This is a genomic window from Acidimicrobiales bacterium (genome assembly GCA_035531755.1).
In the GTDB taxonomy this organism is placed as follows: domain Bacteria; phylum Actinomycetota; class Acidimicrobiia; order Acidimicrobiales; family UBA8190; genus DATKSK01.
Genome location: DATKSK010000030.1, coordinates 1 through 14,699, shown reverse-complemented (window position 1 = coordinate 14,699; position 14,699 = coordinate 1). Strand labels below are relative to the sequence as shown.

The 14,699-nt window shown below is 73.0% G+C and carries 10 protein-coding genes; 2 read left to right on the top strand and 8 right to left on the bottom strand.

Annotated features, from left to right (window positions below; translation table 11 throughout):
• Positions 1 to 5: 5 nt before the first annotated feature.
• From VMV22_06090 to VMV22_06055, 8 genes are all read right to left on the bottom strand, one after another.
• Positions 6 to 857, bottom strand: a complete 852-nt coding sequence (locus tag VMV22_06090) for an ATP-binding cassette domain-containing protein (GenBank protein HUY21892.1) — start codon at positions 855 to 857, stop codon at positions 6 to 8.
• Positions 854 to 2,899 (bottom strand): ABC transporter permease, encoded by a 2,046-nt coding sequence (locus VMV22_06085; GenBank protein ID HUY21891.1) that lies wholly within the window; start codon positions 2,897 to 2,899, stop codon positions 854 to 856. The genes VMV22_06090 and VMV22_06085 overlap by 4 nt, the downstream gene beginning before the upstream one ends.
• Complete coding sequence (locus tag VMV22_06080; GenBank protein ID HUY21890.1) at positions 2,896 to 5,136, bottom strand: ATP-binding protein; 2,241 nt, start codon at positions 5,134 to 5,136, stop codon at positions 2,896 to 2,898. The genes VMV22_06085 and VMV22_06080 overlap by 4 nt, the downstream gene beginning before the upstream one ends.
• A gap of 65 nt (positions 5,137 to 5,201) precedes the next feature.
• Entirely contained in the window at positions 5,202 to 6,494 is a 1,293-nt protein-coding gene (gene larA, locus VMV22_06075) for a nickel-dependent lactate racemase (protein HUY21889.1), read from the bottom strand.
• Positions 6,491 to 8,011 (bottom strand): FGGY family carbohydrate kinase, encoded by a 1,521-nt coding sequence (locus tag VMV22_06070; GenBank protein ID HUY21888.1) that lies wholly within the window; start codon positions 8,009 to 8,011, stop codon positions 6,491 to 6,493. The genes larA and VMV22_06070 overlap by 4 nt, the downstream gene beginning before the upstream one ends.
• Positions 8,008 to 8,802: a hypothetical protein gene (locus VMV22_06065; protein HUY21887.1), complete on the bottom strand. Its 795-nt coding sequence runs from the start codon at positions 8,800 to 8,802 to the stop codon at positions 8,008 to 8,010. The genes VMV22_06070 and VMV22_06065 overlap by 4 nt, the downstream gene beginning before the upstream one ends.
• An 11-nt stretch (positions 8,803 to 8,813) precedes the next feature.
• Entirely contained in the window at positions 8,814 to 9,701 is an 888-nt protein-coding gene (locus VMV22_06060; protein HUY21886.1) for an NAD(P)-dependent oxidoreductase, read from the bottom strand.
• A gap of 11 nt (positions 9,702 to 9,712) precedes the next feature.
• A complete protein-coding gene (locus VMV22_06055) occupies positions 9,713 to 11,059 on the bottom strand; it encodes a hypothetical protein (protein ID HUY21885.1) in 1,347 nt (448 codons plus the stop codon).
• Between the two features lie 150 nt (positions 11,060 to 11,209).
• On the opposite strand from VMV22_06055, the gene VMV22_06050 reads away from it, so the two are divergent.
• The gene (locus VMV22_06050) at positions 11,210 to 12,370 is read left to right on the top strand and encodes a steroid 3-ketoacyl-CoA thiolase (GenBank protein HUY21884.1); all 1,161 of its coding nucleotides are present in this window, start codon (positions 11,210 to 11,212) and stop codon (positions 12,368 to 12,370) included.
• A 75-nt stretch (positions 12,371 to 12,445) separates the two neighbouring features.
• Positions 12,446 to 14,680, top strand: coding sequence for a PQQ-binding-like beta-propeller repeat protein (locus VMV22_06045; GenBank protein ID HUY21883.1), 2,235 nt, complete (start codon positions 12,446 to 12,448; stop codon positions 14,678 to 14,680).
• Positions 14,681 to 14,699: the final 19 nt, after the last annotated feature.

Sequence of the window (14,699 nt, the reverse complement as noted above, 5' to 3'; positions counted from 1 at the left end):
GGCCGTCAGGGCGTCGTGCCCGCCGGGCCCGGGGTGTGGACCGGCCCGGTGACGTGAAGCGCCTCGTCGCTCGCCCCCAGGTAGGCGGCCAGCGCACGGGGGTCCTCGCGCACCACGTCGGGGCTCCCCGACGCCACGACCGTCCCCGTCTGCATCACCACCACGGTCGAGCACAACTCGAACACGAGCGGGACGTCGTGCTCGACGAGGAGGATGGTCGCGCCGGTCACGTCGTGGAGCCGGCGCAGGAGCGGGATGAACGCCTCGGCCTCGCGCTGGGCGATCCCGGCCGTGGGCTCGTCGAGGAGGAGAAGGCGAGGGCCGGCGAGGACGATGGACGCCAGGTCGACCACCCGCCGCGTCCCCGTCGAGAGGTGCCCGGTCATATGGTGGCGGAAGCGCTCCAGCCCGAACGAGGCGATGGCGCGGTCCACGGCGCGCCGCTTATCGCGCTCGGACCGGCGCGCCCAGGGCATCTGGAGCGTCGTCGACAGCACGCCCACCCGCCGCCGGGCGTCCTCGCACAGCAGCAACGTGTCTTCCACGCTCAGCTCGGGGTACAGCCGGCAGTCCTGGAACGACCGGACCACGCCGAGCGCGGCGCGCTCCTCGGGGAGGTAGTCCGCGAGGTCCTCGCCGTCGAGGAGGAGGAGGGTCCCCGGCGCCGGCACCACCAGGCCGGATACGGCGTCGAGCAGCGTCGTCTTCCCCGATCCGTTGGGCCCGATGAGGCCCACGATCGAGCCCGGCTCGACGGTGACGTTCACACCGTCGACCGCCCGGAGGCCGCCGAACGCCACGACGAGGTCGCGGATCTCGAGGCGGGCGGGCCCCTCGTGCTCGGCCTTCGGGCTCACGTGGTGGCCTCGGCCACGGTCCCGGCGTCCGTGGCGGGAGACATCCGGGCGTCGGGCGCGGCGCCCCTCCCACCGATCCCCGCCGGCGCCCCACCCCGCCACCGGGCCTTGCGTCGGACCACGCCGGCCGTGACGAGGTCCCCCAGCCGGTGCATCACCTCGGCCATGCCACCCGGCAGGTAGAGGATGAACGCCATGAGCCCGATGCCGCTCGTGAGGAATTGGATGGTCGTGGTGGTCCCGAAGACGGCGGGCAGCCCGACGAGGTACACCGCCCCCAGCAGCGCGCCGGGGATCGAGTCGAGGCCGCCGATCACGACCATCGAGACCACCAGGATCGAGAACGTCGGGTCGAAGGTGTCGGTGCTGAACCGCTCCGTGGCGAAGGCCAGGCACACCCCGGCATAGCCGGCCATGAACCCCGACAGCGCGAAGGCCATGAGCTTCGTGCGGATGATGGGGATGCCCGCCGCGCCGGCGGCCACCTCGTTGTCGCGCACGGAGATCAACCGGCGGGCGATGCCCCTGTCGCGCCAGACCCGCACCATGAGTACCGACAGCACCAGCACCGCCAAGGAGAACCAGGCGAAGGCGCGCTCCGAGGTGAGCCCGAGCCCGAACAGCGTCGGGCGCGCGATCAGCGTCGACTGGGGATCAGGCAGGCCCGAGCAGATCCTGCGGTGCAGGAGCGGCACGGTCCAGCACGGGGTGGCCAGCACCGACGTCTGCATGAACAGGGCGAACCCGAGCGTGCTCACGGCCAGGTACAGGCCGCGGATGCGCAGGGCGGTGAGCCCCACCAGGACCGACACCACTGCCGTCACCACCCCCGCGAACGGCAGGAGGAGCACGAGGGGCATGCCGGACCCGAGGTGGGCGGTCATGTCCGTCCCCACCGCCACCAGGGCGAACTGCCCCAGCGACACCTGGCCGGCCCACCCGGTGAGCACCGTCAGGGAAAGGGCGATGACACCGTAGATGCAGATCTGCGACATGAGGAACGAGCGCCCCACGCTCAACGTCAGGGGCAGCAACGCGGCCACCACCACCGTGGCCAGCACCCCGGCGGTCCCGACGCGGTCGCGCAGCCCTTCACCCACCCGCCGGAACGACATCGTCCCCGACATCCACGACGTGCGCTCGGCGGTGCGCGTGCCCTTCTGCAGCGACGCCGCCCGTACCAGCAGGGCGGCCTGCAGGAGGACGAAGAGGATCAGCTCGACGGTGGCCGTCCCGGTGGAGGGGTTCGTGATGTTCCACTGCAGGAGGTCCTGCACGATGCCGACCCCCACACCGGCGGCGAAGGCCACCGGCAGGCTCACCATGGCGCCGAGCAGGGCGGCCAGCAGGGCCAGGAGGAGGAGCCCGGGGCTGAGAACCTGCGTGAGGGCGCTCGTCTGGGCGGGCGAGGCCAGGATGGCGGTGATCGCCGACAGCGCGCCGGCGATGGTCCAGGCGACGGTGGAGGTGCGTCGGACCCAGACGCCCGACAGGCGCGCCGACTCCATGTTCTCGGCGGACGCCCGCATGGCCAGGCCCCACGGGGAGAAGCGGATGAAGGCGGCGAGGCCGAGGGCGACCACGGGCGCCACGATGAGCGTCAGGACGTCGCCGGGGGGGAAGAGGAAGGTCCCGATGTGGAACGACCAGCTGACCGGGACCGGAAAGGCCCGGAAGAGCTTCTTGGGGCGGATGAACGGCAAGAGCGTGAAGAGGAACAGGACCTGCGACAGCCCGATCGTGGCCACCATGACCATGACGCGGGGACGGGCGAACAGGCGGCGCAGGACGAGCTCGGACAGCGCACCGGCCCCGGCCGCCAGGCCGATGGCCGCCACCGCCGCGGCCCAGTAGTCGATCCCGAAGTCGTAGTAGAGCTTGACGAGGAAGACGGCCGCCACCACGCCCAGCTGTCCCTGGGCGAAGTTGACGACACGGCTGGTCCGGTAGATGAGTGCCAGGCCGACCGCCAGCAGCCCGTAGTTGAGCCCGAGGATCGCTCCCTCGAGGATCACGGACGGGGGGAGGGACACGGCGATCATGCGTCGCCACCCGCCCCGGCCAGGAACACGGGCCGCAGGAGGTCGTCGCGCCCCAGGAGCTCCGAGATCGAGCCGTCGAACCGAACCTCACCACGCTCGAGGAAGAAGGCGCGCTCGGCGAGCGTCATGGCGCGGTTCACGCTCTGCTCGACGAGGACGACGGTGGCGCCCTCGGCGTTCACGCGCCTCACGATCCCCATGAGCCGCTCCACCGTCATCGGGGCCAGGCCGAAGGCGAGCTCGTCGATCAAGAGCAGTCGGGGCTTGGTCATCATGACGCGCGCCAGGGCGAGCATCTGCTGCTCGCCTCCCGACAGCGTGCCCGCCGGCTGGTCGATGCGCGCCTCGAGCTCGGGGAACAGCCCGATGGCGTCGTCGAACGCGGCCCGGGCCCTGGGCAATTCGCGGCGGAAGGAGTGCTCGCCGATGCGCAGGTTGTCCCGGACGGTGAGGCCCGGGAACGTCATCTTGCCGCCGACGAGCAGCGCTGCGCCCAGATCGATGACCTGCTCGGGCTCCAGGTAGGTGCAGTTGGTCCCGAAGATGCGGATCACGCCCCGGTGGGGGTGGTCGAGGCCCGACACGGCCCGCAGCAAGGTGCTCTTCCCGGCGCCGTTGGTGCCGAGGAGCGCCACGATCTCACCCTCGGGCACTTCGAGGTTGACGTCGAAGAGGACCTGCTGCGTCCCGTAGAAGAAGTCCATGTTGTGGATCTGCAGCGCAGGGATGGCCCCGCCGGACTGCCGGCGCTTGCCCTCGGCGTACCGCTCCAGGACGTCCTCGATGACGAGGGTGATGTCCCGGCGGACGAAGCGTGACCCCACCACCAGCAGCGCACCGCCGAGCGCACACACCGGCCCGATGAACGTCAGCGCCGTCGTGACGTTGCTGGCATCGCTGATGGCGCCGAGGATGATGCCCCCCGCGAACCCTCCGAACACGGCCGAGTAGACGCCGAACATGGCGAAACAGATCGACCGCATCTCGGGCGGGGCCGTGGCCGCCAGCGTCTGGAAGATGGCGATGGCAATCGGTGCGACGGCCGCGTTGGCGAGGAACTGCAACGCCACCACCAGCCACAGCCTCGGCATGTACAGCGACACGGTGAACAGGAGGCCGTACACGGTGATGCTGGCCCCTGCCAGGATCAATGGTGCCTGCGGGTTGCGGCGGAAGAGCCTGTCCCCGACCGAGTAGGCGATCGGGAGCCCGATGAAGGCGCTCAACCCGATGATGGCGTAGACGTGGCTGCGGTCAGCAGTGTGCAGATGCCACACGCGCACGAAATAAAGGTTGCCGAACAGCGACGCGCTGACTCCGACGAAGCCCAGCACCGCCACGGCCACCAGCTCGTAGTAGAGCGAGCGGATGCGCAGCAGGCGGGTGATGGCCGGGCCCAGCAGGACGCGGGGGGTGTGCTCCTGCTCCGAGTGGATGTCCATGCCCGAGGCCTTCAGGATGTGGCTCGACTCGTTGGTGCCCTTGTCGGGCTCCCTGATGGTGAAGAGCAGCAGCCCGATGGGGATGCCTGCCGCCCCCACCGCCAAACCCCACCGCCAGTTGTTGGTCAGCGCCACGATCCCCCCGAAGACCAGGATGCCCAGGGTCTGGGCGACGGGGTCGTTGAGGTAGTGCCAGCTGAAGACGCGGCTGCGCCCCTCGGTCGGGTAGGCGTCGGCGAGGTAGGAGTTGTGCACCGTGTTGTTCACCGCGCTTCCGACCGCGGCCAGCAGGTACAACACGACGAACCACCACACGTTGGGGGCCAGCGCCATGAGCGGGGCCAGCACGGCGAAGACGAGAAGAGCCAGGGCCGACACGAGCTTGCGGCTGCCACGGTCGGCCCACAGGCCGAGGGGCACCGCCCACAGCAGCTGGGCCACGGACGCCACGAAGGCGACGGCCCCGAGGCCGGCATCGTGGAGGTGGAACGACTGCTCGAGGTTGTTGCCGATCAGGTTGATGCCCTGGCCGAACATGTTCGGGACGATGGCCGCCAGGGTGAGCAGGACGAGTGGGGCGTAGCCGCTCGTACGCAGGATCCCCCGCAGGGGTGGCGGTTTGCCTTCTCCGACACCGGGCATGAGGGCGACGTCGGCTATCGCCTCTTTGTGCCGGCTCTTGCTGACGGCCTCCTGGAGCAGCTCGTCGGGGACCGTGAACGCGAACAGCGGTTCGTCCCCGCCGTACAGGGCCGCTGCCCCCTCCCCGACGAGCCGCTCACCCGTTCCCGACATTGCCGCCTCACGCTAATCCCTGACGCGTGCGTCAGACAGAGAGAACCCGGGCGATGCGGCCCTGATCAGGGAGCGGAGGCGACGGTGAGCGGGCCGAAGGGCAGCACGCACAGGCGGGCGCCCGGCCCCGCGGCACCGAGGGCCTCCGCCACCGCAGCCGAGACGTCGGCGACGGGGCGGAGGAACGCGGCCCGCACCTCGTCCTCGGCCAGGCCCTCGGCGTGTATCCACACGTCCGCCCGCCGCAGGACGCGGCCCAGCACCTGCGTCTGCCAGCGGTCCGTCTCGGACGGGCCGTCGACGGTGTCGAGCGCGTCGGGCCCGCGGGCGCCGCCGAGCAGGCGGGCGAATGCGCCGCCGCCGGGGGTGCCGTCGGTGCACGCCGCCGCCATGACGATCGTCCCGCCCGGCCGGACGACGCGCTCGGCCGCCGCCATGCCCTTGACCGCCTGGTACAGGTTGCGGTCGAGCGGGTAGCCGCCGTTCGTGCTCAGGACCACGTCGAAGCGGTCGTCCACGTGCTGCACCACCGTCTGTTCGACGAAGTGGCAGGCCGCCGCGTGTCCGTCGGGCAACGGGCCGGCGAACACCGCGGTGATCCGGCGCGTGCCGTTGATGGCGACGTCGAGCGAAAGCGTCGGCGGGGCCAGCGCCACGGCCGACCGCACGAAGTCGTGGACGGGGTTCCCCTCGGTGACGAGCCACGTCGCCCTGGGGTCGGCGATCCGGGCCGGGCTGTGCGCTTCGAGGACCGTCTCCAGCGCGGCCAGGCCCGGGCATGCGCCCTTGGGACCGCCGCTGAAGCCCGCGAAGAAATGGGGCTCGACGAACCCGGTGAGGATGCGCACGTCGGCCTCGACGTAGCGGCGGTCGAGCCGGACCGCAGCCCCGTCGACCCGCCCCACCTCGACGTGCGTGTCGGCCGGCGCCGGCCCGGCCCCGCCGGCGCGGTGCTGGTGGACGCGGTACCGGCGGGCGATCTCGGGACCGATCAGCTCCACCATCTCGTCGGGCGTCGCCACGCGGTGTGTGCCCGTGGCGCACAGCAGCTCCACGTGCTCGGGCCCCATGCCGAGCCGCTCGAGCTCGGCCAGGAGCGGAGGCAGCACGGTCCGGTTGGGCATGGGCCGCGTCACGTCCGGGAAGACCACGGCCACACGCGGACGCGCCGTCGCGCCCCGAGCCGCCCCGACCAGTTCGTCGAGGGACGGCCCGGCCACCGGCGCACGCAGCGCGGCCACGACGGCGCCGGCCTCGTCGGGGAGCCCCGGCAGGTCGGTGGCCGTCACCACGACGGCGTCGTCGGGCACCTCGGCCACGAGGCCGTGTCGGCCGTACTCGAGCCGGACGTGCTTCACGGGCCCACCTCCCCGCCCCCGGCCCCGTCCCCGCCCCCGGCCCCGGCCCCGGCCCCGTCCCCGTCCCGGGCCCCGATCCCGATGATCGCCGTGGCGGCCTCGTCGACACGCGGGCGCAGGGCGCGATAGCGCTCGGCCCACGACTCGTCGGGGTGCGTCTCGGCGACGACAGGGTCGAAGCGGTCGAGATCGAGCGGCGAGCCGACGGCGCGGGCGACCACCATCGCCGCGCCCGCCGAAGCCGCCTCCCCCGACAGTCGACGGCTCGCCGCCAGGCCCGTCACCGCGGTGAGGACGTCGACCCACACCGCGGCGGCGGCGCCCGCCCCGCCGAGGACCAGCCCCTCGAACGACCCGTGTGCCGAACCGAGGCACCGCGCCACGTCCCAGGCGACCGACTCGACGACGGCGCGCGCCAGGTCGCCGGCGTCGTGGTCGTGGGAAAGGCCCGTCAGCGCGCCGCGCGCCCCGTCGCGCCACCAGGGGGCGCGCGCCCCACCGAACCACGGCAGGGCGACGACGCCACGTGCCCCCGGTGGGCTCACCGCGGCCCGCGCCAACAGCGTGTCGGCGTCGAGCCCCGTCAGGCGCGCCAGCCAGGCGACGAGCGATCCCGCGGCCGACAGGCCTCCTTCGAGCAGCCACCCGCCCAGCGCGCCACGCGTGACGATCATGGCATCCGGAGCCGGGTGGGGGCGGTGTGCCGCCGGCACCGACACGTTCGCCGTCGTCCCCCACGACACCATCGGCCGCTCGGCCGAGGCGCCCGCCCCGAGGACCTCGCAGGCGCGGTCGCCCGCGCCGATGACGACCGGGATGCCGGGGGGGAGGGCGAGCTCGGCGGCGGGGCCAGCGAGGAGGGCGCCGACCACGCTGTCCGACGGGTGTACCGCCGGGAGCCGGTCGCCCGAATCGCCCACGAGCGCCGGCACCGCCCGACCGGTGTCGTCGTACATCCCGGTCGCCGAAGCCAGGGTGCGGTCGGTGCACACCTCGCCGGTCAGCCGCCATGCCAGCAGGTCCCGGGGCGACAGCAGCCACCGGGCCTGGCGGAGTCGTTCCGGCTCGTGGCGCTCGAGCCACGCCACCTTGGCCGCCACAGAGGCGGCGTCGAGCACGACGCCCGTCTGCTCCCGGACCGGCGACGCGCCCCCGCACGATGCCGCCAGCGCCGCCGCTTCGGCGCCCGCCCGCCGGTCCGACCACACCATGGCCGTCCCGAGCGGCACCCCCGCCGCCGACACAGGGACGAACGTCTGCCGTGCCGCCGAGAAGCCCAGCGCCCGCACCGCATCGCCACGACCACGACCACGACCACGACCGCGACCACCGGCGCCGGCCCGGGCCGCCTCGCACGCGGCCACGACGGAGGGCCACCAGGACCCCGGATCCTGCTCGACGCGGTTGCCGGGTCCGTACTGGCATTCGAGCGGTGCCCGCCCGACGGCGGCCAGGCCGTCGTCCCGCCACAGCGCCGCCTTGGTGACGCTGGTGCCGAGGTCGATCGTCAGGATCATCCCCGGACGGCGTCGGCCACGAGACCGGCCATGACCCCCGGCTCGGGGTCCTGGAACACGACGCGCCCCACCGCCAGCCCGGCACCGCCGCCGTCCATGGCGTCGCGCACCTCGGCCAGCACCGCTTCCCTGGCGCCGCGCACGTCGCCTGCCGTGCCGCGACGCCCCCCGGCGGGCTCGACGCGAGGCCCACCGAGGAACAGGACGGGCACCCCGACGCTGGCCACGACGCGGGCCACGGCGTCGACGCGCGCTGCGCCCGGGGCGGCGTCGGGGACCGGCACCTTGAGCACGGGCGCGCCCATGTCGTGGGCGACCACGGCGGCGAGGACGATCGAGTCGGTGTCACGGGCCACGTGCCCGTCGCGCCACGACAACGGCTCGACGAGCGCTTCCAGTCCGGCGGCACGCGCCTCCTCCAGCACCCGCCCCAGCAGCTCGAGGGCCGGCGCCGTCATGGAGTCCGACAGGTCGATGCGCGTCATGTGCTTCACGCCGGTCCATCCCTCGGCCGCAGCGCCCGCTACGCTCGCCACGAGACGATCATCGAGCTCGAACACGCTCCCCGCCAGTCCTGTGCGGTTGATGGAGAGGTACGTGCGGTGCCGGGGCCCGAGCGCGCCGACGGCCGCCAGGTCGCGCAGCGGCTGGGTGCTCGCCAGGACCCCGTCGCAGCTCGGCAGGGCGGCGCGCAGCGCGTCCAGGTAGCGCGCGTAGTGCTCGACCGTCATGACCCCCCGGGCGCGGTGGTCGGCGGCGAGGATGACCACGGGAGGTTCGAGCGCGCCCATCGGGGCCCGCTTCACTCCACGCCGGCCAGGCGGAGCACCACCTTCGCCAACGCCGAGAAGTCCTCGCGCCCGAACCCGGCCGTCGCCGCCGCCGTCAGTGCCTGGCGCGCCGTGGCGGTGGTGGTCATGGGGACGCCGGCCCGGGCCCCGTACGACAGGGCGAGGTCGAGGTCCTTCGCCATGAGGTCGGTCATGAACCCCGGCTTCCACCCGTTGGAGGCGGGGCTGTCGGCGACCACGCCGGGGACCGGCAGCCGCGTGCGCACGGCGGTGCAGTCGCCGGTCGAGTGGAGCAGCACCTCGAGGAGCTTCGCCATGTCCACCCCCGAGCGAACCGCCAGCGCGGTGGCCTCGGCCGTGGCCACCATCTGCGCCGCGTAGATCAGGTTGTTGCAGAGCTTCACGACCTGGCCCATCCCCGGGCCGCCCACGTGCACGATGAGGCCGGCCATGGGTTGGAGAGCGGGCGTGGCATCCGCCAGGGTCGTCTCGTCGCCGCCCACCATCAGCGTCAGGGTCCCGTTCTTGGCGCCCACGGTGCCGCCCGACACCGGGGCGTCGAGGTAGCGCGCGCCGGTGGCGTTGACGCGCTCGTGTTGCGCCCGCTCGACGTCGGGGTCGATGGTGGAGCAGTCGACCACGATGGTGCCCGGGCCCAGGGCGGGGAGCACGGCGTCGACCACCTGCACGACGTCGGGGGAGCTGGGGACACACAGGACGAGGACCTCGCTGGCCGCGGCCACGTCGGTGAGGGTGCCACCGTCGGCTGCGCCGAAGGCCACGGCCTCGTCGACCGGCGGTCGGCTGCGCGAGGCCACCGTCACATGGTGCCCGGCCTCCACGAGATTCCGTGCCATGGGTAGGCCCATGGCACCCAACCCGACGAAGCCGACCTTCACGCGAATCGGGCTCACGCGAATTGCGGGAGCCACTGTGCGGTCCCCGCCAGCAGCTCGTCGACCATGGTCTCGGTGTCGTGCAGGTCGCCCCGGCCCGCCAGCGGGTCGAGGGCGAAGGCGGCGTGGGCCAGGCCGCGGTCGCCGCTCAGCCCGGCCTCCACCGTCATCTCCTGGACAGCGGCGTGGCGCCGCAGCAGCTCGGCCAGTGCCGCGGGCGGCCGGGCCACGTCGCGCCCGCGCATGCCGTCACCGTCCACCACGCACATGGACTCCACGACGGCGTCGAGCGGGAGGTCCGGGCACTGACCCGTGTTGGGGAGGTTGAGCGGCAGCTCGCGCCGGGTGCCGGTCACGAGCGAGTCGATCACCGGCGCCACCAGCTCGCCCGAGTCCCAGGTCGGGAGCTCTTCCTTGCCGGCCAGCACGTCGTCGACCCCGGCCACGTACTCGTCCTGGTGCTTCTGGCGCTGGGCGATCGACGTCAGCTCGATGCCCCACGCCGCCCCCCACCCCGACGCCTCGGTGAGCACCGACGGCACGAACTCCGCCAGGTGGCGGTCGTTGGCGCCGGGCAGCGCGCCGTAGCGGTCGAGCATGGCGAGCTTGAGCACGTGGTGCACGGCGAAGTCGAGCTTGGTAAAGGGCTCGGGCTCGGGGCGCGCCGGGTCGGGGGCGATGGCGTCGAGGCCGCCGAGCTCGTCCACCAGTTCGGCGATCTGCGCGAAGCCCTCCGCCCCGTCGATCTCGAGGTCGCAGATGACCGGGAAGTGGTTGACGCCGGCCACGACCGGGCGGATGGCGGTATGAGGCTTGCCGAAGGCGATCGCCAGGACCATGGCGAAGTTGCCCACCTCGTGGCACAGCCCGACCGTCTTCACCGAGGTCTCCCGGCACACCGTGCGGGTGAGCGTGGTCATCGGATTGGTGATGTTGAGGAGCCAGGCGTCGGGGCAGATCTCCTCCATGTCGCGGCCGATACCGGCCAGGACGGGGATGTTCCGCAGGGCCCGGTTGATCCCGCCTGGTCCGACGCTGTCGCCCACCGACTGGCGGATGCCGTGGCGGGCGGGCACGTCGAGGTCGACGGCCATGCTGTCGAACCCGCCGGTGGAGATCGTCACCACGACGAAGTCGGCGCCCTCCAGCGCGCGGCGCTGGTCGGTCGTGGTGGACACCGTGGACTTGGCGCCCAGCTTGTCGTCGGCGATGCCGGCGATCGCCGCCATCTTCTCGAGCGGTGCCGGGTCGATGTCCTCCAGGACCAGGTGCATCCCCGCCAGTGACGGGGTGCCGAGGAGGTCGGTGATCAGCGTGGGTGCCCACTGGTAGCTGCCCCCGCCGATGATGGTGACCTGCACGTCCTCATCCTTCCACCGAACCCTCGGGGACGGGGGCGCCGCCGGGCGCCGCCGGGCGCCGCCGGGCGGCGTACGTAGAACACGTTCTATACTTGGCCCCCGGATGAGGCGCACGGACGCGCACGGCCCGGATGACGCGGAGGTAGGCAGATGGCACGACCGGTGATCGTCGAGGCGGTGCGCACCCCGATCGGCAAGCGCAACGGGCTGCTGTCAGGCTTCCACGCCGCCGAGCTGCTGGCCAGCGCGCAGGTGGAGGTGGTCAAGCGGGCGGGGATCGAGCCCTCCGAGGTCGAGCAGATCGTGGGCGGCTGCGTCACCCAGGCGGGGGAGCAGGCCTCCAACGTCACTCGCACGGCGTGGCTGAGCCAGGGCCTTCCCTTCGAGACCGCCGCCACGACCGTCGACTGCCAGTGCGGCTCCGCGCAGCAGGCGAACCACTTCGTCGCCAACCTGGTGGGCGCGGGCGCCATCGACGTCGGCATGGCCTGCGGGGTCGAGGCCATGAGCCGCGTCGGCCTGGGCGCCAACGCCATCAACGGTCCGGGCAGCTCGCGGCCCGACGACTTCCCGTGGGACATGCCCGACCAGTTCGGCGCGGCGGAGCGCATCGCCGCCAAGTACGGCATCACCCGCGCCGACGTCGACGCGCTCGGGCTCGCCTCCCAGGAGAAGGCCGCCCGCGCCTGGGCCGAAGGGCGCTTCGACCGCGAGGTGTTCGCCGTCGAGGCACCGGTCGTGGGGCCCGAGGGGCCGACCGGGGAGCGCCAGATCGTGCAACGCGACCAGGGCCTGCGCGAGACCACCGCCGAGGGCCTGGCCGCCCTGAAGCCGGTGCTTCCCGACGGCATGCACACCGCCGGCAACTCGTCACAGATCTCCGACGGCGCCGCCGCCGTGCTGTGGATGTCCGAGGAGCGCGCCGCCGCGGCGGGGCTGCGCCCCCGGGCGCGCATCGTCGCCCAGGTGCTCGTGGGGTCGGACCCCTACTACCACCTCGACGGCCCCATCGCCGCCACCGAGCGCGTGCTGGCCAAGGCCGGCATGACGGCGGACGACATCGACATCTTCGAGGTCAACGAGGCCTTCGCGTCGGTGGTGTGCTCGTGGCAGAAGGTCCACGGCATCGACTGGGACAAGGTCAACGTGAACGGGGGCGCCATCGCCATCGGCCACCCGGTGGGCTCGACCGGGAGCCGGTTGATCACGACCGCCCTCCACGAGCTCGAGCGGCGTGACGCCAACCTGGCTTTGGTGTCGATGTGCTGCGGCGGGGCGCTCGCCACCGGCACGGTCATCGAGCGCCTCTGATCTGACCCGACCCGAGTTGTCCCCCGGTTGTGCCCCGTACGCGCATGGGCGCGTGGGGGCGGCCAGGATGGGGGGATGGCGATCACGGGCCCGCGCCCTCTGCCGCCGCTGCGCCGCCGATCGCCTCGGTGGCGCCGTCTGCCGGCGCTCGCCGCGTGCGGCATCGCCGTCGTGCTGCCGTCGGTCGGCGCCGCCGCCCCCGCCGGCAGGGCGGCCGTGGCCCACACGGTGTTCGGCTCCAACTGGACCGTCTACCACCACGACGGCCTCGGCTCGGGGGTCGACGCCACCGGCACAGACCTGAGCCCGGCCACCGCGGCGTGGTCCTCGGCCGGCCTCGACGGCGCCGTCTACGGAGAGCCCCTCGTGCAGGGTGGCCGCGTCGTCGTCGCCACCGAGAACGACACCGTCTACGAGCTGGCCGCCAACACCGGTGCCGTGATCTGGTCGACGCACGTGGCCCCGGCCGTTCCGTCCGGGAACCTGTCGTGCGGGAACATCTCCCCGACGGTCGGCATCACGGGCACGCCGGTGATCGACGCCGCCCGGGGCGAGGTTTTCGCCGTCACCGACGAGCAGGCTGGTGGCAACGCCGCCCAACACTTCCTGGTCGGCCTCGACCTGTTCACGGGGGCCGTCCTCCTCCACCAGGCCGTCGATCTTCCGGGCTCCAACCAGCTCGACCAGCTCCAGCGGACCGGGCTGGCGCTCGATGCCGGCAACGTCGTCGTGGGGTTCGGCGGCAACGACGGTGATTGCGGCACCTACCACGGCTGGGTGGTCGCCATCCCGGAGAGTGGGGGGGCCCAGCTGTCGTTCGAGGTGGCCACGAACCCCGGCGACCGCGAGGGCGCCGTGTGGATGGGCGGGGCCGCCCCGGTCGTGGACGGTCAGGGAAACGTCTGGGTGGCCACCGGCAACAGCGCCGTGACGTCGTCGGGCCAAACCTACGACAACGGCGACGGCGTGCTCGAGCTGTCACCGTCGATGCAGCTCGAGCAGTCCTTCGCACCCGGCAACTGGTGGATCGACAACGCCGGTGACGCCGACCTGGGCTCGAGCGCGCCCGCGCTGCTCGGCAACGGGCTCGTCTTCCAGGTCGGCAAGTCCAGTACCGCCTACCTGCTGTCGCAGTCGAGCCTGGGCGGTGTGGGCGGCCAGCGGGCGTCGTTCTCGTTCTGCTCCGGGCACGACGTCGACGGTGGCGACGCCATCGTCGGGTCGTCGGTCTACGTGCCGTGCCAAGGGGGCCTCATCAGGGCCGACACCGTCGCTCCCAACCAGCTCAACGCCGTGTGGCAGACGAACACGGGCTCGGGCGGCCCGGCCGTCGTGGCCGGGGGCCTCGTGTGGACGATCGCGCCGGGCAGCGGCACCCTCTACGGGCTCGACCCCTCCACGGGGAACATGGTCCAGCACTTCTCCCTGGGGTCGGAGGCCAACCACTTCCCCACGCCGACGGTGGCCGACGGCCTGCTGCTGGCGGCGTCGTCCACCCAGGTGCACGCCTTCGCCGGGCCTGCCGGGCTCCCGCCGCCGCCCACACCCCCGCCACCACGGGCCGGGTACTGGACGAGCGCCTCCGACGGCGGGGTCTTCAGCTTCGGCGGTGCCCCGTTCTTCGGGTCGATGGGGGGGACGCGCCTGGTGGCCCCGGTCGTCGCCATGGCCGGCACCTCGGACGGGGGCGGCTACTGGATGGTGGCCGCCGACGGGGGTGTCTTCGCCTTCGGCGACGCCGGCTACTTCGGGTCGATGGGCGGCCGGCACCTGGCCCAACCCATGGTGGGCATGGCCCCCGCGCCCGAGGGCTACTGGACGGTGGCCTCCGACGGAGGAGTCTTCGCCTTCGGTGGTGCCGGCTACTTCGGGTCGATGGGCGGCCAGCGGCTCAACCGCCCGGTGGTGGGAATGGCTGCGACCCGCGACGGGGGCGGGTACTGGTTGGTGGGCTCCGACGGCGGCGTCTTCGCCTTCGGCGACGCCCGCTTCGAGGGTTCGATGGGCGGGCAGTGGCTCAACCAGCCGGTGGTGGCGATGGTGGCCGCCCCGAGCGGGGGGTACTGGGTGGTGGCCTCCGACGGCGGGGTCTTCGCCTTCGGTGGCGGCGGGTTCTTCGGGTCGATGGGCGGCCGGGCGCTCGTCCGTCCCGTGGTGGCCATGACGCCGACCTCCACCGGCCAGGGGTACTGGGAGGTGGCCTCCGACGGCGGGATCTTCGCCTTCGGCGACGCCCCCTTCGAGGGTTCCGAAGCCGGGGCCCGGCTCGTCGCCCCCATGGTGGCCGCAGCCGCCCCCCCGCTTCCCTAGGAGGGTTCGGCCTAGCCTC